The 25,134-nt window shown below is 63.4% G+C and carries 23 protein-coding genes; 10 read left to right on the top strand and 13 right to left on the bottom strand.

Features of this window, described 5'->3' with window-relative positions; genetic code table 11:
* The first annotated feature begins 11 nt into the window (after positions 1 to 11).
* Positions 12 to 2,822, top strand: a complete 2,811-nt coding sequence (gene gcvP / locus NKH13_RS25050) for an aminomethyl-transferring glycine dehydrogenase (RefSeq protein WP_352915065.1) — start codon at positions 12 to 14, stop codon at positions 2,820 to 2,822.
* Between the two features lie 71 nt (positions 2,823 to 2,893).
* Here the strand turns inward: gcvP and NKH13_RS25045 are convergent, their stop codons facing one another.
* A complete protein-coding gene (locus NKH13_RS25045; RefSeq protein WP_352719238.1) occupies positions 2,894 to 4,063 on the bottom strand; it encodes a GGDEF domain-containing protein in 1,170 nt (389 codons plus the stop codon).
* A 274-nt stretch (positions 4,064 to 4,337) separates the two neighbouring features.
* On the opposite strand from NKH13_RS25045, the gene parE reads away from it, so the two are divergent.
* A complete protein-coding gene (gene parE, locus NKH13_RS25040; RefSeq protein WP_352719237.1) occupies positions 4,338 to 6,389 on the top strand; it encodes a DNA topoisomerase IV subunit B in 2,052 nt (683 codons plus the stop codon).
* A 189-nt stretch (positions 6,390 to 6,578) separates the two neighbouring features.
* Here parE and NKH13_RS25035 read toward each other — a convergent pair whose 3' ends face one another.
* Positions 6,579 to 7,700, bottom strand: a complete 1,122-nt coding sequence (locus NKH13_RS25035) for a DUF2336 domain-containing protein (protein WP_352719236.1) — start codon at positions 7,698 to 7,700, stop codon at positions 6,579 to 6,581.
* A gap of 110 nt (positions 7,701 to 7,810) precedes the next feature.
* Here NKH13_RS25035 and NKH13_RS25030 point away from each other — a divergent pair, with 110 nt between their 5' ends.
* A complete protein-coding gene (locus NKH13_RS25030; protein WP_502908456.1) occupies positions 7,811 to 8,302 on the top strand; it encodes a MaoC family dehydratase in 492 nt (163 codons plus the stop codon).
* A gap of 3 nt (positions 8,303 to 8,305) precedes the next feature.
* Complete coding sequence (locus NKH13_RS25025; RefSeq protein ID WP_352915061.1) at positions 8,306 to 9,187, top strand: HpcH/HpaI aldolase/citrate lyase family protein; 882 nt, start codon at positions 8,306 to 8,308, stop codon at positions 9,185 to 9,187.
* Positions 9,188 to 9,207: 20 nt separating this feature from the next.
* Here NKH13_RS25025 and NKH13_RS25020 read toward each other — a convergent pair whose 3' ends face one another.
* On the bottom strand, positions 9,208 to 9,792 hold the full coding sequence (locus NKH13_RS25020; RefSeq protein ID WP_352719233.1) for a nitroreductase family protein: 585 nt from the start codon (positions 9,790 to 9,792) through the stop codon (positions 9,208 to 9,210).
* Between NKH13_RS25020 and NKH13_RS25015 the strand changes: the two genes are divergently transcribed.
* Both NKH13_RS25015 and NKH13_RS25010 read left to right on the top strand, forming a co-directional pair.
* Entirely contained in the window at positions 9,776 to 9,916 is a 141-nt protein-coding gene (locus tag NKH13_RS25015) for a hypothetical protein (RefSeq protein WP_352915058.1), read from the top strand. The genes NKH13_RS25020 and NKH13_RS25015 overlap by 17 nt on opposite strands.
* Before the next feature lie 32 nt (positions 9,917 to 9,948).
* Complete coding sequence (locus NKH13_RS25010; RefSeq protein WP_352719232.1) at positions 9,949 to 10,914, top strand: RgsD C-terminal domain-containing protein; 966 nt, start codon at positions 9,949 to 9,951, stop codon at positions 10,912 to 10,914.
* A gap of 11 nt (positions 10,915 to 10,925) precedes the next feature.
* Here NKH13_RS25010 and NKH13_RS25005 read toward each other — a convergent pair whose 3' ends face one another.
* From NKH13_RS25005 to NKH13_RS24985, 5 genes are all read right to left on the bottom strand, one after another.
* Positions 10,926 to 11,864, bottom strand: coding sequence for a lysophospholipid acyltransferase family protein (locus NKH13_RS25005; RefSeq protein WP_352915055.1), 939 nt, complete (start codon positions 11,862 to 11,864; stop codon positions 10,926 to 10,928).
* Positions 11,865 to 11,948: 84 nt separating this feature from the next.
* The gene (gene thrS, locus NKH13_RS25000) at positions 11,949 to 13,922 is read right to left on the bottom strand and encodes a threonine--tRNA ligase (RefSeq protein WP_352915052.1); all 1,974 of its coding nucleotides are present in this window, start codon (positions 13,920 to 13,922) and stop codon (positions 11,949 to 11,951) included.
* A 168-nt stretch (positions 13,923 to 14,090) separates the two neighbouring features.
* Complete coding sequence (gene blaOXA, locus NKH13_RS24995) at positions 14,091 to 14,891, bottom strand: class D beta-lactamase (RefSeq protein WP_352915049.1); 801 nt, start codon at positions 14,889 to 14,891, stop codon at positions 14,091 to 14,093.
* 145 nt (positions 14,892 to 15,036) lie between these two features.
* Positions 15,037 to 15,411: a membrane protein insertion efficiency factor YidD gene (gene yidD, locus NKH13_RS24990; protein ID WP_352915046.1), complete on the bottom strand. Its 375-nt coding sequence runs from the start codon at positions 15,409 to 15,411 to the stop codon at positions 15,037 to 15,039.
* Positions 15,412 to 15,489: 78 nt separating this feature from the next.
* The gene (locus NKH13_RS24985; protein ID WP_352915044.1) at positions 15,490 to 15,657 is read right to left on the bottom strand and encodes a hypothetical protein; all 168 of its coding nucleotides are present in this window, start codon (positions 15,655 to 15,657) and stop codon (positions 15,490 to 15,492) included.
* 91 nt (positions 15,658 to 15,748) lie between these two features.
* Here NKH13_RS24985 and NKH13_RS24980 point away from each other — a divergent pair, with 91 nt between their 5' ends.
* Entirely contained in the window at positions 15,749 to 16,663 is a 915-nt protein-coding gene (locus NKH13_RS24980; RefSeq protein ID WP_352915041.1) for a LysR substrate-binding domain-containing protein, read from the top strand.
* On the opposite strand, the gene NKH13_RS24975 is transcribed toward NKH13_RS24980, so the two are convergent.
* On the bottom strand, positions 16,660 to 17,106 hold the full coding sequence (locus NKH13_RS24975) for an iron-sulfur cluster assembly scaffold protein (RefSeq protein ID WP_352915038.1): 447 nt from the start codon (positions 17,104 to 17,106) through the stop codon (positions 16,660 to 16,662). The genes NKH13_RS24980 and NKH13_RS24975 overlap by 4 nt on opposite strands.
* Before the next feature lie 240 nt (positions 17,107 to 17,346).
* Between NKH13_RS24975 and folE the strand changes: the two genes are divergently transcribed.
* The 3 genes from folE to NKH13_RS24960 all read left to right on the top strand — a co-directional run bounded on the left by folE (position 17,347) and on the right by NKH13_RS24960 (position 19,544).
* On the top strand, positions 17,347 to 17,982 hold the full coding sequence (gene folE / locus NKH13_RS24970) for a GTP cyclohydrolase I FolE (RefSeq protein ID WP_292660173.1): 636 nt from the start codon (positions 17,347 to 17,349) through the stop codon (positions 17,980 to 17,982).
* Positions 17,983 to 18,017: 35 nt separating this feature from the next.
* The gene (gene hisI, locus NKH13_RS24965) at positions 18,018 to 18,488 is read left to right on the top strand and encodes a phosphoribosyl-AMP cyclohydrolase (protein ID WP_352915035.1); all 471 of its coding nucleotides are present in this window, start codon (positions 18,018 to 18,020) and stop codon (positions 18,486 to 18,488) included.
* 84 nt (positions 18,489 to 18,572) lie between these two features.
* Positions 18,573 to 19,544 carry a patatin family protein gene (locus tag NKH13_RS24960; RefSeq protein ID WP_352466977.1) on the top strand — a complete coding sequence of 324 codons (972 nt, stop codon included), beginning with the start codon at positions 18,573 to 18,575 and terminating at the stop codon, positions 19,542 to 19,544.
* Positions 19,545 to 19,564: 20 nt separating this feature from the next.
* On the opposite strand, the gene recJ is transcribed toward NKH13_RS24960, so the two are convergent.
* From recJ to NKH13_RS24940, 4 genes are all read right to left on the bottom strand, one after another.
* Entirely contained in the window at positions 19,565 to 21,349 is a 1,785-nt protein-coding gene (gene recJ / locus NKH13_RS24955; protein WP_352719225.1) for a single-stranded-DNA-specific exonuclease RecJ, read from the bottom strand.
* 60 nt (positions 21,350 to 21,409) lie between these two features.
* Positions 21,410 to 22,393: a class II fructose-bisphosphatase gene (gene glpX / locus NKH13_RS24950; protein WP_352915031.1), complete on the bottom strand. Its 984-nt coding sequence runs from the start codon at positions 22,391 to 22,393 to the stop codon at positions 21,410 to 21,412.
* 142 nt (positions 22,394 to 22,535) lie between these two features.
* The gene (locus tag NKH13_RS24945) at positions 22,536 to 23,849 is read right to left on the bottom strand and encodes a homoserine dehydrogenase (RefSeq protein ID WP_352719223.1); all 1,314 of its coding nucleotides are present in this window, start codon (positions 23,847 to 23,849) and stop codon (positions 22,536 to 22,538) included.
* Between the two features lie 41 nt (positions 23,850 to 23,890).
* Positions 23,891 to 25,108, bottom strand: coding sequence for an LL-diaminopimelate aminotransferase (locus tag NKH13_RS24940; protein ID WP_023678886.1), 1,218 nt, complete (start codon positions 25,106 to 25,108; stop codon positions 23,891 to 23,893).
* Positions 25,109 to 25,134 lie beyond the last annotated feature (26 nt).

Genomic DNA, 25,134 nt, shown 5'->3' with positions numbered 1-25,134 from the left:
GGACCAGGAAGATGACCGCAGCACCCTACCCCTTCTCGGCTCGCCATATCGGCCCGGGCCTCCATGATGTCAGAGCCATGCTGGCGACGATCGGCGTTCCTTCGGTCGAGACCCTGATCAGCCAGGCAGTGCCGAAGTCGATCCGGCTCGACCGGCCGCTGGCCCTGCCCGCCCCCGCAAGCGAAGCGGAAGCGCTGACCGAGCTCGCGGCGACGATGGCAAAGAACACGGTGCTGAAGAGCTTCATCGGTGCCGGCTATCATGGCGTCCATGTGCCGCCGGTGATCCAGCGCAACCTGTTCGAGAACCCGGCCTGGTATACGGCTTACACGCCGTACCAAGCCGAGATCAGCCAGGGCCGGCTGGAAATGCTGTTCAACTTCCAGACGCTGGTGACAGAACTGACTGGCCTGCCGGTGGCATCGGCCTCGCTGCTCGACGAAGCGACGGCGGTGGCCGAAGCTGTCGGCATTGCGCTGCGCCATCATCGCGACAAGCGCACCAAGGTGGCACTGGCCGGCACGCCGCACCCCCAGACGCTGGACGTCGTGCGCACCCGCGCCGAGCCGCTCGGCATCGAGGTGGACGGCGAGGTGATCGACGACAATACCGCCGCTCTGCTGGTCTCCTGGCCCGATACATTCGGCGTCTATGGCGACCACAAGGCAGCGATCGACAAGGCCCGCGCGGCCGGCGCGTTGGTCGTCTTCATTGCCGACCCGCTTGGCCTGACGCTGACCGAGGCGCCGGCCAGGCTTGGCGCCGACATCGCCGTTGGCCCGATGCAGCGTTTTGGCGTGCCGATGGGCTTTGGCGGGCCGCACGCCGCCTATTGCGCCGTGTCCGACAGGTTGACGCGGCTGATGCCCGGCCGGCTCGTTGGCCAGTCGACGGACAGCAAGGGCCGTCCCGGATATCGCCTGGCTTTGCAGACACGCGAACAGCATATCCGCCGCGACAAGGCGACCTCCAATATCTGCACCGCACAGGCGCTGCTCGCCAACATGGCGACGGCCTATGCGATCTGGCATGGCCCTGCCGGGCTGCAAGCGATTGCCGGCCGCGTCCACACACTGGCCAACCGCCTGGCTGCCTGCCTCCAGGCAGCAGGCGTTTCGGTGCTCGGCGAAAGCCGCTTCGACACGGTGACCGTGGAAGTGAAGGGCAGAGCCGGCGCGATTGCCGCCGCCGCAGAAAAGACCGGCCGGCTGCTGCGCGTCATCGACGCCGACCATGTCGGCATCAGCTTCGACGAGACCTCCACCGAAGCCGATCTGGAGGCAATCGCAGTACTTTTCGGTGCCAAGGCCGGCGTTGCCGCCGGCAGTTCCATGCCAGGAAAACCGCGCGGCAAGGAGTTCCTCACTCAGCCCGTCTTCCGCGAAAACCACTCGGAAACCGACATGATGCGCTTCCTGCGCCGGCTGGCCGACAAGGACCTGGCGCTTGACCGCGCCATGATCCCACTCGGCTCCTGCACCATGAAGCTCAACGCCGCCGCCGAAATGATGCCGGTGAGTTGGCCTGATGTCGCCAACCTGCATCCCTTCGCGCCGGCAAACCATTCGATAGGCTATCGCGCCATGATCGACGAGCTGGAAGGCTGGCTGGCGGAGATCACCGGCTTCGACGCGGTGACCCTGCAGCCCAATGCCGGCAGCCAGGGCGAATATGCCGGGCTGCTCGCCATTCGCGGCTATCATCTGTCGCGCGGCGAAGGCCATCGCACCGTCTGCCTGATCCCGTCCTCGGCGCATGGCACCAACCCGGCAAGCGCGGCCATGGCCGGCATGAGCGTCGTCGTCGTGCGCTGCACCGAAGACGGCAATATCGACATGGACGACCTGCAGGCCAAGGCGGCCGAGCATGCGCAAGACCTCGCGGCGCTGATGTTCACCTATCCTTCGACGCACGGCGTCTTCGAGGAAGGCGCGCGCGACCTCTGCGCCCTTGTCCACAGCCATGGCGGCCAGGTCTATTTCGACGGCGCCAATCTCAACGCGCTGGTCGGCCTCGCCCGTCCCGGCGATATCGGCGCCGACGTCTGCCACATGAACCTGCACAAGACTTTCTGCATCCCTCATGGCGGCGGCGGCCCCGGCGTCGGCCCGATCGGCGTCAAGGCGCATCTGGAGCCATATCTGCCCGGCCACGTCACCGAAGGCTCGGCCCATGCCGTGGCGGCGGCACCGTTCGGCAGTGCCTCGATCCTGCCGATCACCTGGATGTATATCCGCATGATGGGCGCTTCCGGCCTGAAGCAGGCGACCGAGACGGCGATCATCTCCGCCAACTATGTGGCGACGCGGCTTGGCGAGCATTTCCCCCTGCTTTACAAGGGGCGCAACGGACGCGTTGCGCATGAATGCATCCTCGACACCCGCGTGCTCAAGGACAGCGCCGGCATCAGCGTCGACGATATCGCCAAGCGGCTGATCGACTATGGCTTTCACGCGCCGACCATGTCGTTCCCGGTGGCCGGCACACTGATGGTCGAGCCGACCGAATCCGAGCCCAAGCGCGAGCTGGATCGTTTCTGCGAGGCCATGATCGCCATAGCCGGCGAGGCAGCCAAGGTGGCGAAGGGCGAATGGCCCTTGGCCGACAATCCTCTGGTCAATGCGCCACACACCGCCGCCGAGGCATTGGCCGGCCAGTGGACCCATCCCTATTCGCGTCTGGAGGCGGCCTACCCCGCCGGGGATGCCGATACGGCGGCAAAATACTGGCCGCCGGTGTCACGCATCAACAACGTCGCCGGCGACCGCAACCTGGTCTGCTCCTGCCCGCCGCTGTCGGAATATCTGGGTGCGGCGGAATAGACCATGATCCCGAAAAGTGGAATCCGGTTTTCGGACAAGATCATGGTCTAACAAGAAGATAGAAGCTTCAATCAGGCAGAACGCAAGGCCGGCCCGTCGGACTTGCTCGCCCGGTCCCGGGCGACGACGCGATTTCGCCCGGCGCGCTTTGCCGCATAGAGTGCTGCGTCGGCTTCGGCCAGCACATCGTCGAGACCGGTGCCGCTTGTTCCGCCAAAGCCGATGCCGCCACTGACTGTGCTTCGCAACGGACCAAGCTGGGTGGCCACGACTTCCGTGCCGAAGGCGACGCTGATCTTGCTCGCAACATCATAGGCCTTCTCTTCCGTCATCCGCGACATGACGAGGACGAATTCCTCGCCGCCCAGTCGGAAGGCGTCGACGCCGGTTCTGGCGTATTTCCTGATGACCCCTGCGAAGCGGCGCAGGACCTGATCGCCGACCGGGTGACCGAATACGTCGTTCGTCCTCTTGAAATGGTCGAGATCGAACATGGCGACGGACATGAACGGACCGAAGACCCGCTCGCCGTAGAGTGCCGTCAACGCCCGCCGATTCATCAGCCCGGTCAATGGATCGGTCATCGTCTCGGCCTTAAGTTCGATCTGCGCCTGCAAATGGTGCAGGGAGAGCGTCAATGCGCCGAGCCCGGTCATGCAGGCGACGGCCACGACGGAATTCACCCGCTCGGCCCAATTGTCCGGTGCTACACCGAGCACCCATTGGCCCTTGACCAGCAGGACCGCGCCGCAAAGTCCGAACGACAGCGCACAGACGCCGCTCAGGAACGAGACGACCAGCAATATCCGGCGATCGTGACCACCCTCAATCCAGAACATCGCCCCGATGAGCGAGAGCAGCGCCGTTACCGTCGCGTAGGTGACAATAAAGCCGACACCATCAAACCCGAGATACGTCGCGCCCGCGCAAACAGCCATCGCAACCAAGGTCGGCAAGATGGCTCGCCTGTAGTCGCCTATGCTGAGATATTGCATGGCCGACAGGCAGATAATCAGGAAGCCGAGGCTGAGAAGCACAAGCACGATCTGGCAAAGCCAGGCGCTTGGATCCCTGGTGTAATGCCAGAACAACACTACATGTGCGACGAGCACGAGAATGCCGCACGCCACCGTCAGCACAAAGCGTGCCTGTGGCGCGGTGAACCAGATCGCAAACATGGTGATGCTAAGGCACGTGCCCGACAGCGCCGCCGCGAGCAGGAGCGAACTGTAATCCAACATGCTTAAGCGACAGCCTCATGAGGGTTCCGCTGCATTCTAGATCAGCGACAGTCCGCAAATACCGTTTTTTCAGCCAATCTTCCGGCGTAACCTTCGGACAGGGTTTACAAAACGTCGATGCTCCAGGCTTCGACCCCATTTCCGCCGCTTGGTTGTCGAATGGTTTTGCAGTAAGAGGCTCTATCCTCGAACGTAACAGGAACCTCCGTCGCCTGCCCGCGAAAAGCGTGGCAGTATCGGGTGGTGATTCGCAGCATCGGAATCCAGAACCAGCATGGACGACAACAACGATCTTTTTGCCAATTTGGGCAAGCAGCCGCAACCGGCTCGCGCCGCCGCGCGCCCAGCCGACCCGCTGGTGCAGGCGGCGAAGCGGCCGGCGGCCCGTGACGCCAGCGAGAGCTACAGTGCCGCCGACATCGAGGTGCTGGAGGGCCTGGAGCCGGTGCGCCGCCGCCCGGGCATGTACATTGGCGGCACCGACGACAAGGCGATGCACCATCTGTTTGCCGAGGTCATCGACAATTCGATGGACGAGGCGGTCGCCGGCCATGCGACCTTCATCGATGTCGAGCTTTCCGCCGATGGGTACCTGTCCGTTACCGACAATGGCCGCGGCATCCCGGTCGATCCGCACCCGAAATTCAAGAAGCCGGCGCTCGAACTCATCATGACGACGCTGCATTCAGGCGGCAAGTTCGACAGCAAGGTTTACGAGACGTCCGGCGGCCTGCACGGTGTCGGCGTTTCCGTCGTCAACGCGCTGTCCGACCATCTCGAGGTCGAGGTCGCGCTGGGAAGGAAACTTTATCGGCAAAAGTTCTCGCGCGGCATTCCTGTGACCGGCCTGGAGCAGCTCGGCGAGGTGCACAACCGGCGCGGCACGAAGATCCGCTTCCATCCAGACGAGCAGATTTTCGGCAAGGGCGCGGCTTTTGAGCCGGCGCGGCTCTACCGCATGGCGCGGTCAAAGGCGTATCTGTTCGGCGGTGTCGAAATCCGCTGGACCTGCGATCCCTCGCTGATCAAGGAAAAGGACACGACGCCGGCCAAGGCAGAATTCCATTTTCCGGGCGGCCTCAAGGACTATTTGAAAGCCTCGCTCGGCGACGAATTCCAGGTGACCCGTGAAATGTTCGCCGGCAAGAGCGAGAAGCAGGGCGGCCACGGTTCGCTCGAATGGGCGGTGACCTGGTTCGGCGGCGACGGTTTTATCAATTCCTATTGCAACACCATCCCGACCGCGGAGGGCGGCACGCATGAGGCCGGGTTCCGCAACGTTCTGACGCGCGGCTTGCGTGCCTATGCCGATTTGGTCGGCAACAAGCGCGCCTCGATCGTCACTTCCGAGGATGTGATGATCTCGGCGGCGGGCATGCTGTCGGTGTTCATCCGCGAACCGGAATTCGTCGGCCAGACCAAGGACAGGCTGGCGACGATCGAGGCGATCCGCATCGTCGAAAGCGCCATCCGCGACCCGTTCGACCACTGGCTGGCCGACAATCCGCAGGAAGCTTCGAAACTGCTCGAATGGGTGATCGCGCGTGCCGACGAGCGGGTGCGCCGCCGCCAGGAAAAGGAAGTGTCGCGCAAGAGTGCTGTGCGCAAGCTGCGCCTGCCCGGCAAGCTCGCCGACTGCACGCAGAATGCCGCCGCCGGTGCCGAACTTTTCATCGTCGAGGGCGATTCGGCCGGTGGCTCGGCGAAGCAGGCGCGCGACCGCGCCAGCCAGGCGGTGCTGCCGCTGCGCGGCAAGATCCTCAATGTCGCCAGCGCCGGCAGCGACAAACTTGCCGGCAACCAGCAGATATCCGACCTCATCCAGGCCCTGGGCTGCGGCACGCGCTCGAGATATCGCGACGAGGACCTGCGTTACGACCGGGTCATCATCATGACCGATGCCGACGTCGACGGCGCCCATATCGCCTCGCTGCTGATCACCTTTTTCTACCAGGAGATGCCAAGCCTGATCCGCGGCGGCCATCTCTATCTGGCGGTGCCGCCGCTTTATTCGATCCGGCAAGGCGGCAAGGTCGCCTATGCCCGCAACGACGCGCACAAGGACGAACTCCTGCGCACCGAATTCACCGGGCGCGGCAAGGTCGAAATCGGCCGCTTCAAAGGGCTGGGCGAAATGATGGCTGCCCAGCTCAAGGAAACCACCATGGACCCGAGAAAGCGCACGCTGCTGCGGGTCGATGTGATCGACGCCGAGGCGGCGACCAAGGATGCTGTCGACGCACTGATGGGCACCAAGCCCGAGGCCCGCTTCCGCTTCATCCAGGAACGCGCGGAATTCGCCGAGACGGAAGTGCTGGATATCTGAGCGTCTTCTGCCAGGCGAGGTGGCGAGCCGCGGACGGCGGCTGTCACTGTTCGCAAGACTTTCCGGATTTTTCGCGCAAGATGAGGTCTGGAACGGTTCAGCGTTTCACGGAAACGCCGAACCGCTCTATCTTTTTGTTTTGACGCAATTCCGGATGGAAAACCGTTTCACACTTTTCCTGGAATTGCTTTAGGCAGCGGCGATCGCCAGCGCGTGCCCGCGTGCGTTTTCGCGCAGCGCGTCGAGGTGGATCGATTTGACCAGCCCGGCGAGATCGCCTTCGGCGGACTGCCCTCCCAATTCCTTCAGCATCAGCCAGCTGACTTCCTGGACGCCGGCGAGGCGTTTGCCATTGGCGACCTCGCGCCAGACCTTCAGCGCGCGCAGGATGATGGCGTGGGTGGCGGCGGCAAGCCCGGCGCTGCGGAACAGTGCCTGCAACGCTATGTCATGCCCGCCGGCCAGCAGTGCCCTCACCCGTTGCTCGGACTGCTGGCTGAGCGCGACCAGCGCCGAGCCAAAGAAGTCGACCTTGCCGTGCGCGATGGTGCGGATGATGAAGCTTGCGGTCAGGTCGCCGCGCAGGCGCAGATGTTCGACAAGTGCGGTATGTTCCTCTGCTCGCGTGCCTTCGATCAGCGTCACCGAAGCCTTGACGCAAGCATCGCGCGTGACGCGCTCGGCCCTGGCGGCGCCCATCAGCGCCAGCACCAGCGCTGAGCCCTTGAGCGTCTCGCCCACTTTGACCAGCAGCAAATGGCGGCAATCGGCGGGCAGGCGCACGTCGGCAATCAGCGCCTCGCGCACCAGAGGCAGGTGGCCGTGCCGCTCGGCCATGCGCCGAAAGCTGATCGATGCGATGTCGGCGCCGCTGTTGGCGAGCAGCGTGGCGCAGGCCTCCGGCTCGCCGATCTCGGCGATCGCCGCCGCAACCGACATTGAGACGCGCGGCCGGTCGGCGATCACCTTCTGCGTCGCTTTCTGGCCGCCGGCAACCCGATCGATCAGGTCGGCATCGGTAAGCAGCGGCGACCGCGCCAGCACCAAGGCTGCGACTTCCGGCTGGTCCGAGGCCAGCGCGCTGACGATCTGCGGCGGCGCATGATGGCTCATGGAAAGCGCGTCGGCGATCGCCAGTCGCACCTTCGACGATGCGTCATCGAGCAGCAACGTCAGCGCCGCCTCCGCAGCGCAGCGGTCCTCGAAAGGCAGGTCCGAGTCGACATAGGCGCGGGCAAGTGCGCTTGCCGCCGCAACGCGCTCCGACACCTTCGCCGTGTGAATCCATTTCAGGAAATGCGAAACGACCATGTCGCCTGCTTACGCCCTTTGCCAGAACGCTTCTGGCCCCTGTGGAGACCGTAGGCACAAATGGTTTACGAACGGTTCACCATGTTCGTTAACTGGCTTGCGAGCCCGGTTTGCAACGCCTATCAACCCTTAAGCAGCGGAGGAGATCGACAATGGCCGGACTTTATCTGGAGGAGTTCGTTGTCGGCCATGAGTTCAAGCACACGCTGCGCAAGACCGTGACCGAAAGCGACAACATGCTGTTTTCGGTGATGACGCTGAACCCGCAGCCGCTGCACATCGATTTCGACTTCGCCGCCAAGAGCGAATGGGGCAAGCCCCTGGTCAATTCGCTGTTCACGCTTGGCCTGATGATCGGCATCTCGGTCAACGACATCACCGTCGGCACCACCATCGCTAATCTCGGCATGAAGGAGACGGTGTTTCCGCACCCCGTCTTCCATGGCGACACCATTCGCGTCGAGACCACTGTCGTCTCGGTGCGCGAATCCAGGTCGAAGCCGGACCGCGGCGTCGTCGAGTTCGAGCATCGCGCCTATAACCAGAACGACGTCCTGGTTGCCAAATGCACGAGGCAAGCGATGATGATGAAAAAGGCATAGCCGATGCGTTCCCTGCTCTTCGTTCCCGGCGATTCGGAAAAGAAGCTGGAAAAGGCCTTTGGCGTGGGCGCCGACGTGGTCATCGTCGATCTCGAGGATTCGATTGCCGCGCAGAACAAGGGTCTGGCGCGCGACACAGCGGCGCATTTCATCGCCGAGCACAGGCACCGAACCAACTCCGTGATCTATCTGCGCGTCAATGACCTTTCGACCGGACTGACCGACGACGATCTGGCGGCGCTCGTGCCAGCAAAACCAGACGGCATCATGCTGCCTAAGTCGAACAGCGGACTGGATGTTCAGCATCTCTCGGCCAAGCTCAGGGTGCACGAAGCTGAAAGCGGCCTGCCGGATGGAGCTATAAAGATCCTGCCGATCATCACAGAAACGGCCGCAGGCGTCTTGGCCGCAGCGACCTACGCCCGTGCAAGCGCGCGGCTTGTCGGCGTCACCTGGGGGGCGGAAGATTTGTCGGCGGCAATCGGCGCGCGCGCGACGCGCGACGAGAACGGCCGCTACACGGATGTATTCCGCTTCGCCCGCACCATGACCATCCTCGCCGCAAGTGCCGCGGAAGTCGCCGCAATCGACACCGTCTTTCCGGATTTTCGCAACATGGCCGGTTTCGAGGGCGAATGCGCCGAGGCCGAGCGCGACGGTTTCACCGGCAAGCTGGCGATCCATCCGGCGCAGGTGCCGGTCATCAACGCCGCCTTCACGCCCTCGGCGCAAGCGGTGAAAAGCGCCCTTGCGATCGTCGAGGCGTTCAAGGCGGCAGGAAATCCCGGCGTCGTCGGCATGGATGGCAAGATGTACGACCGGCCGCATCTCAAGCTCGCAGAGCGGCTCCTGGCGCGAGCCAAGGCATCGGGGCTTGATCCTTAGGGGTCTGTTCCGCTCCGAAATTATCCCACCCACGGCCCCGAATAGTCGGCATAGAGCTTTGCCGGATCTGGCCGCGGCCGTTCCGGCGCCGGCCCCTGATAGGAGCCGATATGGACGAAACCGACGACCCGCTCATGCGGCGCCAAGCCGAGGATCGCCCTGCCCTCCGGCACGTCGGAATACCAGTTGCTGATCATGTTGGTGCCGTAGCCCAGCGCATTGGCGGCAAGCATCAGGTTCATCGCCGCCATGCCGCCGGACAGGAACATCTCCCATTGCGGGATCTTTGGATTTTCCCTGGGGATCGAGATCACGCCGATGACCAGCGGCGCGCGCGAAAAGCGCGCCAATTCCTGGTTGCGGCGGCCTTCCGGCAGCGGTCCTTCACGCTGCTCGGCAAGTGCCGCCAGCTTCTTGCCGATCTCGACGCGAGCCTCGCCGCGATAGAGGATAAAACGCCACGGCTCCAGCCGGCCGTGGTCCGGCACCCGCGAGGCGGCGGCGATCATCGTCGCGATCTCAGCATCGCTCGGCGCCGGCTCTTTCAAATCCGGGATCGGCGTGGAATTTCGGGTCAGCAGAAAATCGATGATCGGCGACGCCATGGGCGCAAGTCTCCTGGAATTTGAGCTGAAGCGCACCATCGGGACATCGGGCGGCTTGGGCATTGGCGCGGCGCGCCGGACAAACAGCCCTGCAGCAAAAGCCGACCGGACTCTTAAGCCTTGAAATTGCCACCGCCTTGGGCTTCAACGCAAGGCATGTTTGAGGGGACATTGCGTCTTTTCCTGGTATGGCTCGCTGTCGCGCTGTTGATGGTGCCGGTTTCGCTTGCCGTCGCCCAGGAAGTGGACGGCCTCGGCGATCTGAAACTTCCCGGAATTTCGGGCTATGCGCCTCCGAAAAGCGAGACATCGCTGGCGTTGGGGAGCAGCGGGGCGATCACGCTGTCGGCGCAATTGACCGACAAGGGCGCCGACATTACGCGCGGCATCGTCTGGCGCGTTTTCAAGCCCGAATCGGCCAGCGACGGCAAGCTGCCGATGGTCGCCTCGGCTCATGGCGGCACGGCCGTATTCCAGCTCGAGCCGGGTTCGTATCTGGTCCACGCCTCCTACGGACGGGCCGGCGCCACCAAGCGCATCACCGTCGGCAAGGAAGCCAAGCGCGAGAGCCTCGTGCTCGATGCAGGTGGCCTCAAGCTTGATGCCGTGCTGTCCGGCGGGGTACGCATACCGCCGAAGAAGCTGCGCTTCTCGATCTATGAGAGCCACGCCGCGGCCGATGGCGATCGCGCCCTGATCATACCCGATGTCGAGCCGAACAGCGTCGTGCGGCTCAATGCCGGCACCTATCATGTCGTGTCGACCTATGGTGCGGTGAACGCGGTCATCCGCTCCGACATCCGCGTCGAGGCCGGCAAGCTCACCGAAGCGACGGTCGAGCACCGTGCCGCCGAGATGACCATGAAGCTGGTGCGCGAACCGGGCGGCGAGGCGATCGCCGACACCTCCTGGTCGCTACTGAACGAATCCGGCGATCCGATCAAGGAAACCGTCGGCGCCTTTGCCTCGATGGTGCTGGCCGAGGGCGACTACACCATCATCGCCAAAAATCGCGACCGCATCTACCAGAAGGATTTTACGGTGGTGGCCGGGCACAATCAGGACATCGAAGTTCTGGCCACCGAGGCTTCCGCTATCGATTCCGAGGAAGGCGCCGACTAAGCCGCGCCCCTCTAGGCTGCTTTGCGCATGCGTCGCGCCAGCAACGGCACGCGGCCACGCGCCTCGACCGGCGCTAGGTCGAAGACGCCACGCTGAAGGCGGTCGAGCAAGGCCTTGCGGTCGCGCAGCGGCTCCAGTTGGTCCCACCCCAGCGCATCGCCCACGCGCACGTCGATCGATTTGCCGGATAGCCGCGCAAATTCGCGGATGAGCAACGATGTGCGCAGCGTCAGCGAGGCCTTGCCGACGAATTTCGCGACACGCCCGTCGCGCTCGGCCATGTTCATCGGCCCGCTGACCAGATGGAACAGCCGCCCGTTCTGCCCGGAAAAATGCATCGGGATGACCGATGCCTTGGCATCCTGAACGAGACGGGCCGGAAACATCTTCCACGGCAAATCGCGCGCCCGGCCAAATCCCTTCGGCGCGGTAGCCACGCCGCCGGCCGGGAAGACAACGATGGTGACGCCCTGCTTGAGCAGCTTCACTGCCTCATGACGCACTGCCATGTTGTTCTTCAGCGCGTCCTTGGTCTCGGAAAAGTCGATCGGCAGCGAATAGGCCTCCATCTCGCGGATCTTGAGCAGATCCTTGTGGATCATGACGCGGAACGGCCGGCCGAGTTGCTCCGCCAGCGACAGCACGGCAATACCGTCGCCGATGCCGAACGGATGGTTGGCAACGATCACCAGCGGTATATCCGGCAGGTTTGCCGGCGGCCATTGACCGGCGGTCCTCACCCGGACGTCGATCAGCTCCAGCATGTGGCTGAACACGCGCTCGCCGCTCGGCACCACGTGCCGGCGCCAGAAATCATAGAGTGCCGCGAAACGATCGCGTTCCGATAGGCCTTCGACCGATTGGATGAACCAGCGCGTCAGCGCCGGCTGATGCGGACTGGCATAGGAGAGCTCTGGAAATGGTCTTTCGCGCATCTTCAGCTTGAGCATGGGGCTCGCTACATAATTGGCGTGACAGGCATATGAAAAATGGCGGTGGATCGCTCCACCGCCATTCGTTGCTGATTGGCTGGCTCACGCCGCGCGGCGCTTGCGGTCGGGTGTCACCGCCTCGTCGGCAAGCAGCTTTACGGCGGCTGCGAGGCCGAGCGATTCCTGGTCGCGCGACCCGAGACGGCGGACATTGACCGTTTCTTCCTCGGCCTCGCGCTTGCCACAAACAAGGATGACCGGGACCTTGGCAAGCGAATGCTCGCGGACCTTGTAGTTGATCTTCTCGTTGCGCAGGTCGGCTTCGGCGATCAGCCCGGCCGTCTTCAGCTGCGCAACGACCTTTCGCGCGTAATCGTCGGCATCGGAAGTGATCGTCGCCACCACCACCTGCAGCGGTGCGAACCAGAGCGGGAAATGGCCGGAATAATTCTCGATCAGGATGCCGAGAAAACGCTCCATCGAGCCGCAGATGGCGCGATGCACCATCACCGGCTGCTTCTTTTCCGAATCCGAGCCGATGTAGAAGGCGCCGAACCGTTCCGGCAGGTTGAAATCAACCTGCGTGGTGCCGCATTGCCAGTCGCGGCCGATGGCGTCCTTCAGCACATATTCGAACTTCGGCCCGTAGAACGTGCCCTCGCCCGGATTGACGCCCGTCTTGATCCGGTTGCCCGACCGCGCCGCGATCTTGTCGAGCACGTCCTGCAGCACGCCCTCGGCATGATCCCACATCGCGTCGGTGCCGACCCGTTTTTCGGGGCGGGTCGCCAGCTTGACGGTGATTTCGTCGAAGCCGAAATCGGCATAGGTCGACAGGATCAGGTCGTTGATCTTGATGCACTCGTCGGCGAGCTGTTCCTCGGTGCAGAAGATGTGGGCATCGTCCTGGGTAAAGCCGCGCACGCGCATCAGCCCGTGCAGCGCGCCGGACGGCTCATAGCGATGCACATTGCCGAATTCCGCAAGTTTTACCGGGAGATCGCGGTAGGACTTCAGCCCGTGCTTGAAGATTTGGACGTGGCCGGGGCAGTTCATCGGCTTCAGCGCAAACACCCGGTCGTCGTCGGTGTCGTCGCCAGCAACCGTCACCTTGAACATGTTGTCCCGGTACCAGCCCCAGTGGCCTGACGTCTCCCACAGGCTCTTGTCGAGCACCTGCGGCGCGTTGACTTCCTGATAGCCCTGCTCGTCGAGGCGGCGACGCATGTAATTGACCAGGTTCTGGAACATCCTCCAGCCCTTGGCGTGCCAGAACACGACCCCGGGGCCTTCCTCCTGGAAGTGGAACAGGTCCATCTCACGGCCGAGCTTCCTGTGGTCGCGCTTCTCGGCCTCCTCCAGCATCGTCTGGTAGGCTTCGAGCTGCGCCTGATCGGCCCAGGCCGTGCCGTAGATGCGGGTCAGCATCGGATTGTTGCTATCGCCGCGCCAATAGGCGCCGGCGACCTTCATCAGCTTGAAGGCGCTGCCGATCTGGCCAGTCGAGGCCATATGCGGGCCGCGGCAAAGGTCGAACCAGTCGCCCTGCGCATAGATCTTGAGATCCTGATCATCGGGGATGGCGTCGATCAGCTCGAGCTTGTAGCGCTCGCCCTTGTCGGCAAAGATCCTTTTCGCCTTATCGCGCGACCACACCTCTTTGGTGAACGGCTTGTTGCGCGCAATGATCTCGCGCATTTTCTTCTCGATCACCGGGAAATCGTCGGGCGTGAAAGGCTCGTTGCGGGCAAAATCGTAGTAGAATCCGTTCTCGATCACCGGCCCGATGGTCACCTGCGTTCCCGGCCAAAGTTCCTGCACGGCTTCGGCCAGCACATGCGCCGCATCGTGGCGGATGAGCTCCAGCGCGCGCGGGTCCTCGCGGGTGATGATCTCGACTTTGCCCGATTTGCCGATCGGGTCGGAAAGGTCGCGCACTGTGCCGTCGATCGAATAGGCAACGGCCTTCTTGGCCAGCGACTTCGAGATCGATTCCGCCAGGCCGGCGCCGGTCATCGCCGCGTCGTAGTCGCGGACGGAGCCATCGGGAAATGTCAGGGAAACGGAATTCAGCATAAAATTCTCCTATCCAGTCCCGCAAACGAGCGCGGGTGGTGAAATGCATGTCGCCCAAAACTGCTTAGCGGTTTTTGGGGCTAAGACATGCATCAGTAAGAGCCGGATGCGTCCGGCGGCGAGCGGTCTTTTATGGACAGTTCTCGGCGCCGTAAAGCCGGATGTAGGTCACCTGAGGAGATTCGGCAGCTCTTTCAGGAACATCGCCCGCGTCTTGAGCCCCTTTGGCGTGTCGGAACGTTTCGTATCGACTACCAGGCGGGCAAAGACGATCTTGCGGGCATCCGTCTGCGCCCAGCCGACAAACCAGCCAAGCGAGCGCTTGTCGGCGCTCGCCAACCCTGGTCGTTCCGGTCTTGCCCTGCACCGTCCAGCCGCCGGGACAATCGCACTGGTCATCGCATGGGCCTTGTCCGACACCGGCAGTTTCCGCGCCAGCAGTTTACGCAGAAAATCGACCTGCTCGACCGGCGATATCTCGAGCGAAGAATTCACCCAGGAATGGGTGAGGCCGTCATTCTTGCCGGACGTGCCGGAGACGTCGGTGTTGCCATAGTCCAATCTGGACACATAGCCGGCAAACTGTTTGCTGCCGAGCCGGCGCGTAACCTCGCGTGAGAACCAAAGGACCGAATCCCTTTCCCAGATCGTCGGGTCGACGGTTTTGCGGTCCCGTTTCGGCGCGTTGAACTCCGCTTTGTACTCCCAGCTCGGCATGTGCTGGTCACTCAGGATTCCGGCGTCATAGCCGATCAGCGCCAGCGGAACCTTGAATGTCGAGGCGGGGCTGAAGCGCTGGTCGCAGGTCCCTTGGCGATACAGCGTCTCGCCGCTGGCGGCGTCGACGATCAGCGTGCATTCGACGTCCCCGAGGGGCGCCGACTGCGCACGGATCGGAAAACCCAACAGCCACGCCAGGACATAGAGAACCACGGCGAAAACGAAAGGAAGACGATCTATCCGGCGCATTTGGTAATCTCTCCTGAAGGGTGTCAGGAGCGGCTTAGTGAGGTGTCTTGTCTCGATTTTGTCTCAAATGCGCTATGTCAGCGCAAGCTGCGGTTAACCCTACCAGATCGTAAAAGCGGTCCGGTTGTGCACCGAACAGTTGCGGTCAACTGTCCAGGTCGCCACGTTTTTTCCCGATCAGCCAGTACCGCCATGGCGCGAACCAGACATAGCGCTCAGCCAGTGCCTCAGGCACGCGATCGATGCCGTGCGTTCCGAACGGTCCGCAGCGCAGCACCCGGAAAAACCCCATCCAGCCGCCGGCCCACAGCCCGTGGCGGGCGATCGCCTCATGCGCGTATTCGGAACAGGTCGGCAGATGCCGGCAGGAATTGCCGACGAAGCCGGACAGCGTCAACTGGTAGAACCGGACGAGCGCCGTGCCGAGGACGCGGCCTGGCGTCTTGCGCCATGGGCCGGGCCAGTTGCGTCCTTGTCGAATCGGCCTGGCGCCGTGCGCATGCCGATGTTGGCCAACCACCGCAGTCTCCACATCACGTTTTCCCGCACGATAGATGTGCGCATCGGGCCAGGAACGCAATGCCGTCTGGCAATCCCGTCATGGCCTGGTACGGCGAGCCGGGTAGCGGTCGGGCGTCGGCTTCCGACATACGGCGACGCCGGTCGGCGGCCTCTCCTCGCACCAATCCCTATGCGGTTTCTCGTCGTGCCATTGAAACGTCGCGATCCGCACGACATCGCCCAGAATGTTGAGAAACTGGATCATGGCAGCCCTCCTTGAGCGCCGATTAGAGCGCCGCTGGCCTTGCTGTTCAAACGAGTATAACGTCCACGTCAGATAACTCTGAGTTATGCGAATGAGGCGCGGACACCTCCCCCTGACGGCTCTCAGAAGCTTCGAAGCAGCCGGTCGTCACCTGAGCTTCAGCCGTGCGGCCGAGGAGCTTTATGTTTCGCAGGCGGCGATCAGCCGCCAGATCCGCGAGCTCGAAGCCTTCCTGCGCCAACCTTTGTTCTTCCGCCATCATCGCCGCGTCGAGTTGACCGACACCGGCCGGCGGCTGCTCGACCAGTTGGTCAGAAGTTTCGAGGGCATCGACAGGCTGCTTTCGGAATTGACGGCGACCCCGACGCAGTCCGTGGTCCGTGTCAGCGTCGAGCCATCGCTTGCATCCGTATGGCTGGTGCCGCGGCTCAACCGCTTTCGCGAGTTGCGACCCGATATCGACGTTTCCCTTGAGGTCAACCCGAGGTTGATAGAGTTTCGCAGCGATCAGCCCGAACTTGCCCTACGCTTCAGTGCGCACGCCACCTCATGGCCACGCAGCGAAGCCGAACAGCTTGCCGCGGTCGTCGATTCCCCAGTTCTGTCGCCGGCACTTCTTGCATCCGGCCCAGCTCTGGAAAAGCCGATCGACCTTGGTCGCTATACATTGCTGCACGAAGAAAACCGTCAGGCTTGGGCGCGCTGGTTCGAAGCGGCGGGCGTGACGGCTGATGCCGTGCCTGCGCGCGGCCCGATGCTCGCGGATGCTTCGCTTTCGAAGCAGGCAGCCTTGCTTGGACATGGTGTCGCGCTGGGCGATCTTTTGCAGATCGGCGAAGAACTTGCGTCCGGCGCGCTGATCAAGCCTTTCGACATCGACGTCGCGTCGGGCGCCTATTGGCTAGTGGCCAGAAGGCTGAATGACCTTTCAGAGCCGGCCAGGGCTTTTGCCGACTGGGTCCGGGCGGAATTCGCCGAAAGCCGGCGTTTTCTCGCCAAGGTTTAAGCCGCCTCTTCCGCCTGCTTCTTCTCGATCTGGCCTATGGCATCGACCACTGCGTCAAAGGTCAGCATGGTCGAGGCGTGGCGCGCCTTGTAGTCGCGCACCGGTTCCAGGTATTTCAGGTCGGCGAAGCGGCCTTCGGGCGGCGGGCCATTTTCCTTCAGCATCTTCAGCATCGTCTCGCGCACGCTGCGCAATTCTTCGGCGCTGGCGCCGACGACATGCTGCGCCATGATCGAAGACGACGCCTGGCCAAGCGCACAGGCCTTCACGTCATGCGCGAAATCGCTGACGACGCCGTCATCCATCTTCAGATCGACGGTCACCGTCGAGCCGCACAGCTTGGAATGTGCTCGTGCGGTTGCGTCGGGCCGGTCGAGCCGGCCGATCCGTGCGATGTTTCCGGCAAAACCCAGAATTTTCGCATTGTAGACATCGTCGATCATATTTTTCCAATCCGTCGCCGCCCAGCGAACAGTCATTGCCGCTCTGGCGTCTTCCTTTCGCTCGGCACGAACATATATAATGGCGGTAGTCGGGTATCGACAAGGCGACCACAAACCTCGTCATGCCCAATTCTGTTCACGCCACTTACGGGCTGGAAACCGGGCGAGTTTCTAACACCCGAAAGGTCGTGGTCCGTTCAACTCGTTCCTCCTGAGAGAGGAACTACGGGAGACGCCTTTATGGACGCCGTTATCAAGAAACTCATGCCGCGGTCCGCCTATATGGAAAAGCCGGTCACCGACCGGCCGAGCGAGGCCGAAGTCGAAGCCGCGGTGCGCACCTTGTTGCGCTGGACTGGCGACAATCCTGACCGCGAGGGCCTGATCGACACGCCGAAGCGCGTCACCAAGGCGTTCCGCGAAATGTTCAACGGTTATGATATGTGCCCGGCCGAGGAACTTGGCCGCACCTTCGAGGAAGTCGCCGGCTATGATGACCTCGTCCTCGTCAAGGACATATCCTTCCACTCGCATTGCGAGCATCACATGGTGCCGATCATCGGCAAGGCGCATGTCGGCTATCTGCCTGACGGCAAGGTTGTCGGCCTGTCCAAGATCGCCCGCGTCGTCGACATCTTCGCCCATCGCCTGCAGACCCAGGAAGCGATGACCGCGCAGATTGCCGGCGTCATCCAGGACGTGCTCAATCCGCGCGGCGTCGCGGTCATGCTTGAGGCCGAGCATATGTGCATGGCCATGCGCGGCATCCGCAAGCAGGGCTCCACCACGCTGACCTCAACCTTCACCGGCGTCTTCAAGGACACACCCGAAGAGCAGGTCCGCTTCGTTACCATGGTGCGCGGCGGCAGGATCTGATCGGCCTGCCGGCTTCGCTAGATAAGGACCGGCGAATGTCGGCATTGGAATTCCCGAAAGCTCCAACAGACAAAAAGGCGCTTGAGGAAGGCAGGGTCCTTTCACCGCGCTTCGATTCCGGGGGCCTCGTCACCGTCGTCGTCACCGATGCCGAAGACGGCATGCTGCTGATGGTCGCGCATATGAATGCCGAGGCGCTGGCGCTAACCCTCGAGACCGGCGTCGCGCACTACTGGTCGCGTTCGCGCAATGCGCTGTGGAAGAAGGGCGAGACCTCTGGCAATGTCCAGCAGGTCGTCGAGATGCTCACGGATTGTGACCAGGACGCGATATGGTTGCGCGTCAAAGTGCAGGGTCACGAAGCAACTTGTCACACCGGCCGACGTTCATGCTTTTATCGGACGGTGGGGCTGAGCGATGGCAAAGGGACGCTTGCCAGCGACGGCAGCAAGCCGCTGTTCGATGCGGAAAAAACCTATCGAAAGCCCAATACACCATCAATATGAACCATTCGCAGCACTTCAGCCACGTATATTCATGATTTCGATACGGCCCGCCTGTAGGATGACCGTGGGACAAGGGAGATTGTGATGCTCGACTGGGCGTCATTGCGCAACAGACCTGACGTTCGGGAGGCCAATGGCCTCTCCTCGGCCGCGGGCGCATCCGAAACCAAATCCCCGGGCAAAACAGGGATTTCGCTGGCATTGGGTGGCGGCTGTGCGCGCGGCTGGGCGCATATCGGCGTGCTGCGCGCGCTTGACGAAGCCGGCATCGAAGTGTCGATGATCGCCGGCACCTCGATCGGCGCGCTGGTCGGCGGCTGCTATGTTGCCGGCAAGCTCGACGAGCTGGAAGAATTCGCGCGCAGCCTGACCAGGCGGCGCATTTTTGGTCTTCTCGACCTCAATCTACGCGGCAGCGGCCTGTTCGGTGGCATGAAGCTCGATGCGCGGCTGCGCGAGCACATAGCCGGCATCCGCTTCGAGGACCTGCCAAAACCATTCGTCTGCGTCGCTTCGGAAATCCGCACCGGCCATGAGATCTGGCTGTCGAGCGGCTCGTTGAGCACCGCCATGCGCGCCTCCTACGCGCTGCCCGGCGTGTTCGAGCCGGTCGCCTGCAATGGGCGTGTGCTGGTTGACGGCGCCCTGGTCAATCCGGTGCCGGTCTCGGTCTGCCGTGCCTACGAGCAGCCGCTCGTGGTTGCGGTGAACCTTCACTACGATCTGTTCGGCCGCGCCGCGGTGATCAAGCACAGTGCCGGCGAGCTGGTCATCGAGAAAGACGCGCCGCGGGCCGGCCACGCCGATCCCGAACGTCAGTCGCGCGAGACGCGGCTCGGCATTACCGGCGTCATGGTCGAAGCCTTCAACATCATCCAAGACCGCATCTCGCGCGCCAGGCTGGCCGGTGACCCGCCGGACATATCGCTGCAGCCGAAGCTCAGCCATATCGGCCTGACCGAATTCCACCGCGCCGACGAAGCGATCCGTATCGGCTACCAGGCAACGATGGCGCAGATCGGCGATCTGACCCGGCTGCAGACCGTCCTCGCTTAGGCAGAGCGGTCAGCGAGCTCTCAGGCAAGCGCCGCGTCGACGATACGAAATTGCACCGTGCGGTTGCCGTTCCAGTGGTTGCCCGACAGTGAGCCGGCTACATGCACCGGCTTGCCCCTGTTCTTGAACAGGAATTCGCCAAGAGCCGTGTCGACGGCGCGAAAGGCGATCGCCTGGATGCGGCCGCCGCTTTCCGACTGCAGTTCGGCGCGGATGTGGTTGCTGCCGACCGCCCGCGCATCGACAAGCCGGTGGCGCGGCAGCGCGAACACCGGCGCGACGTGCCCTGCGCCGAACGGCCCTGCCCTCTCAAGCGCATCGAGCAGCGCAAGCGTCGCGCCCTCGGCGGCAAGCGCGCCGTCGATCGCCAGGCTCTCCTCGCCTTGCAGGCGGAACACATCCACAGCCGCGCGCTCTTCGAAGAAAGCCCTGAGTTCGCCGAGCTTCGCCCGCTCGACAGTGATGCCGGCCGCCATTCCGTGGCCGCCGCCCTTGACGATCAGCCCAGCATCGGCAGCCTCGCGCACCAGCCGGCCGAGGTCGAAGCCCGACACCGAACGGCCTGACCCCGTACCGACACCATTGGCGTTGAAGGCGATGGCAAAGGCCGGCCGTCTTGCATGGTCCTTGAGCCGTGAGGCAAGCAGGCCGACAATGCCCGGATGCCAGTTGCTGCTGGCTGTGACCACGATGGCCGGACCATTGCCGCCGGCAAGCTCCGCGTCGGCCTCTGAGCGCGCCGCGGCCAGCATCTCCTGCTCCATGGATTGCCGCTCCTGGTTGAGCCGATCCAGCGTCTCGGCGATGGTGCGGGCTTCGACCGGGTCGTCGGTTGCAAGCAGGCGGCTGCCAAGTGCTGCGTCGCCGATGCGCCCGCCGGCGTTGATGCGCGGACCGATCAGAAAGGCCAGATGGAACGTGCTGATCGGCTCGCCTATACGCGAGACCCGCGCCAGCGCCGCCAGCCCTTCGTTTCTCTGCTGCCGCGCCACCTGCAGCCCCTTGACCACGAAGGCGCGGTTGACGCCGGTGAGCGGCACCACGTCGCAGACTGTGCCCAGCGCCACCAGGTCGAGCAGGGCAAGCAGGTCCGGCGGTGCGGCATCCGGCAAGCGGCTGCGGAGGATCTTCGCGGTCTGCACCAGGCAAAGGAAGACGACGCCGGCGGCACAAAGATGGCCCTGGCCGGAAAGGTCGTCCTCGCGATTTGGGTTGACGACCGCAGCCGCCCCCGGCAACGCCCCGCCGACCTGATGGTGATCGAGCACCACGACGTCGGCGCCGGCGGCCTTCGCCGCGTCGATGGAAGCAGCACTATTGGTGCCGCAATCGACGGTGACGATCAGCGTCGCGCCGCGCGAGACGAGTTCGCGCATCGCTTCCGGATTGGGGCCGTAACCCTCGAAGATGCGGTCCGGTATATAAATCTCCGACGGCACCGAGAAATGTGCGAGGAAGCGCTTGAGCAGCGCCGACGAGGCGGCGCCGTCGACATCGTAGTCGCCAAAGATCGCCACCTTTTCCCTGGCCATCACCGCCTGGGCGATGCGAGAGGCCGCCTTGTCCATGTCGGTCAGCGATGCCGGGTCGGGCAGCAGGTTGCGGATGGTCGGATCCAGAAACCGCTCGGTCTGCTCGGCGGTGACGCCGCGCCCGGCCAGCACGCGCGCCACGATATCGGGCACGCCATAACCTTGCGCGATGGCGAGCGCAGCCATGTCCTGGCGCTCGGTCAGCCGGTGTTCCCAGGAAACGCCGGTGGCCGATTGCCTGACATCGAGGAAAAAGCGTCTTTCCCCCGTCACGTGACGCGCCGTCTGCAATTTGTCATTGCGCACAATATGCAACGGCTGACTGAGTCGAAATCAAAACTTTTCCAGATCCTGGTGCCTGGCCTTGATCTCGCGCACGGTCCGCGATGACGAGCGCAGCACGATCGTATGCGTGGTGATGAAATTGCGGCCGAACTTGACGCCGGCCAGCATATTGCCGTCGGTCACGCCGGTCGCGGCAAACAGCACGTCGCCGCGTGCCATGTCTTGCGTGTGGTAGATCCGTTTGGGGTCGGAGATGCCCATCTTGGCGGCGCGCACCAGCTTTTCCGGCGTGTCGAGCATCAACCTGCCCTGCATCTGGCCACCGGTGCAGCGCAAGGCGGCAGCTGCGAGCACGCCTTCCGGCGCGCCTCCGGTGCCGAAATAGATGTCGATGCCGGTCTCGTCCGGGTCGGTGGTGTGGATGACCCCGGCGACATCACCGTCGCCGATCAGACGGATTGCGGCTCCGGTCGCCCGCACGGCTTCGATCAACGCGCCATGGCGTGGCCGGTCGAGAATACAGGCGGTGATCTCCGCCACCGGCACGCCCTTGGCCTTGGCCAGGCTGGCGATGTTTTCGGCCGGCGAGGCATCGATGTCGATGATGCCGTCGGCATAGCCCGGGCCGATCGCGATCTTGTCCATATAGACGTCCGGCGCGAACAAAAGGCTGCCTTTTTCGGCAATGGCAATAACGGCCAATGCGTTGGGCAGGTTCTTAGCGCAGATCGTCGTGCCTTCCAGCGGATCGAGCGCGATGTCGACAGCCGGGCCTTTTCGGGTACCGACCTCCTCGCCGATATAGAGCATCGGCGCCTCGTCGCGCTCGCCCTCGCCGATCACCACCGTGCCGTTGATGGCAAGACGGTTGAGCTCCTGCCGCATGGCATCGACCGCAACCTGGTCAGCGGCTTTCTCGTCGCCGCGTCCGCGCAATCTGGCGGCCGCGACCGCGGCGCGTTCGGTGACGCGCACCAATTCCATGGTCAGTATCCGGTCGAGGCCGGCGACAATGTTCTGGGCCACATTCATCGATGGACAATCCTCGTTGGCACTCGGCCTCCCGCCAGAGACGCGCTTCTTGTGTCAAAGCCCCGTGACAACAGCAAGACCTGCGCTGGACCTTTTTGAAAGCGCAGCAATATCAATCGATTAAACGCAAAATGTGAGACTACTATCCGGCCCGCTCGATGCGGATGACTTGCGGCTTGTCGGTCAGAAGCCTGTCCCTGGTGATGCCGTCGACGGCCTTGCGCACCGCCGCCTCGGTCGTCTCGTGGGTCACCAGGATGACGGTCTTCTGTGCCTCGGTTTCCGGCCCAGCGGCATGCTGGACGATCGATTCCAGCGAAATGTCGTTGTCGGCCATGCGCTTGGCTATTGCCGCGAAAACGCCGAGGCGGTCGTGCACGGTCAGCCGGATGAAATAACCGCCGGCATGGCTGCGCATCTGCGCCTTCTTGTAGGGCTTCAATTCCTTCGCCGGCCGGCCGAAGACCGGACCATGCTGGAAGCCAGGCCGGCTCTTGGCGATGTCGGCAATGTCGCCGATCACCGCCGACGCGGTGGCGTTGCCGCCGGCGCCAGGGCCGGAAAGCAGCAATTCGCCGAGGATGTCGGTTTCTATCGCGACCGCGTTGGTGACGCCGTGCACCTGCGCGATGACCGAGGCCGTCGGCACCATGGTCGGGTGCACGCGCTGCTCGATGCCGCTTTCGGTGCGTTGGGCGACGCCAAGCAGCTTGATCCGGTAGCCGAGATCGCCGGCCGCGCGGATGTCGGCCTGGCTGATGTTGGAGATGCCTTCCATGTAAATATCGTTGGCGGCGATCCTCGTGCCGAAGGCAAGGCTGGTCAGGATCGACAGCTTGTGCGCGGTGTCGTGGCCCTCGATGTCGAAGGTCGGGTCGGCTTCGGCATAGCCCAGCCGTTGCGCATCCTTCAGGCAGGCATCAAAGGACAGGCCCTCGGCTTCCATGCGCGTCAGAATATAGTTGCAGGTACCGTTGAGGATGCCGAAAACGCGGGTCACCGAATTGCCGGCCATCGCCTCGCGCATTGTCTTGATGACCGGAATGCCGCCGGCCACCGCCGCCTCGTAATTGAGCAGCACGCCTTTCCTCTCGGCGATCTCGGCCAATGCCACCCCGTGCTTGGCAAGCAACGCCTTGTTTGCGGTGACGACATGTCGGCCGGCCTCGAGCGCCGCTTTGACGGACGAGCGTGACGGGCCTTCGTCGCCGCCGATCAGCTCGACGAAGACATCTATCTCGGCGGTCTGCGCCATCTTGACGGCGTCGTCGAACCACTGTGCTGTGCCAAGATCAACGCCGCGGTCGCGTTTGGGATCGCGGGCCGAAACCGCCGACACGACGATGTCGCGTCCGCACTGCCGCGTCAGTTCGGCCGCCTTGTCGCGCAGCACGCGGGCCACCGACGCACCGACAGTGCCCAGGCCGGCAATTCCAACACGCAACGCTTCAGCCATGTCCGGCGACGCCCCATTCGGTCGATTGATGTGTAGAAAAATCAGCGATGCGCGGCGAGCGGTACGACGTTATTCGGCTGCTTGGCGCTGGACGCGAGGAAGCGCTTGATGTTGCGCGCCGCTTGCCGGATCCGGTGCTCGTTTTCGACCAGCGCGATGCGCACGTGATCGTCGCCATGCTCGCCGAAGCCGACGCCCGGCGCCACCGCGACGTCGGCGTGCTCGATCAGGAGCTTGGAGAATTCAAGCGAGCCCAGGTGCTTGAACGGCTCCGGGATCGGCGCCCAGGCGAACATCGATGCCGCGGGTGCCGGAATGGTCCAGCCGGCGCGGCTGAAGGCGTCGACCATGACATCGCGGCGTTTGCGGTAGACGTCGCGCACTTCGGCGATGTCGGCGCCGTCGCCGTTGAGTGCATGCGCGGCCGCCACCTGGATCGGCGTGAAGGCGCCGTAGTCGAGATAGGATTTCACGCGCGTCAGCGCCGAGATCAACCGTTCATTGCCGACCGCAAAACCCATGCGCCAGCCCGGCATCGAAAAGGTCTTCGACATCGAGGTGAACTCTACCGCGACGTCGATGGCGCCCGGCACCTGCAGCACCGAAGGCGGCGGATTGCCGTCGAAATAGATCTCCGAATAGGCAAGATCCGACAGGATGATGATGTCGTTCTTCCTGGCGAAGGCCACCACCTCCTTGTAGAAATCGAGCGAAGCGACCAGTGCCGTCGGGTTGGACGGATAATTGAGGATCAGCGCCAGCGGCTTCGGGATCGAATGGCGGATGCCGCGCTCCAACGCCGGGATGAAGCCGTCGTCCGGCTCGACCTGCAGCGAGCGGATGACGCCGCCCGACATGATGAAGCCGAAGGCGTGGATCGGATAGGTCGGGTTGGGGCAAAGGATCACGTCGCCGGGGGCGGTGATCGCCTGCGCCATATTGGCAAAGCCCTCCTTCGAGCCGAGCGTCGCCACCACCTGGCTGTCCGGGTCGAGTTTCACACCGAAGCGGCGGGCATAGTAGTTGGCCTGGGCACGCCGCAGACCCGGAATGCCGCGCGACGACGAATAGCGGTGCGTGCGCGGATCGCGCACCACCTCGCATAATTTGTCTACGATGGCCTTGGGCGTCGGCAGGTCCGGATTGCCCATGCCAAGGTCGATGATGTCGGCGCCGCGCGAACGCGCGCTGGCCTTCAGCCGGTTGACCTGTTCGAAAACATAGGGCGGAAGCCGGCGGACCTTGTGAAATTCTTCCATGGCAGTTCCAGACAGTGAGGTTGCGG

It is taken from the genome of Mesorhizobium sp. M1348, from assembly GCF_040317925.1.
GTDB lineage: Bacteria > Pseudomonadota > Alphaproteobacteria > Rhizobiales > Rhizobiaceae > Mesorhizobium.
Note: the sequence above shows the minus strand (reverse complement) of the source record. Positions and strands in the feature narration are given on the sequence as shown.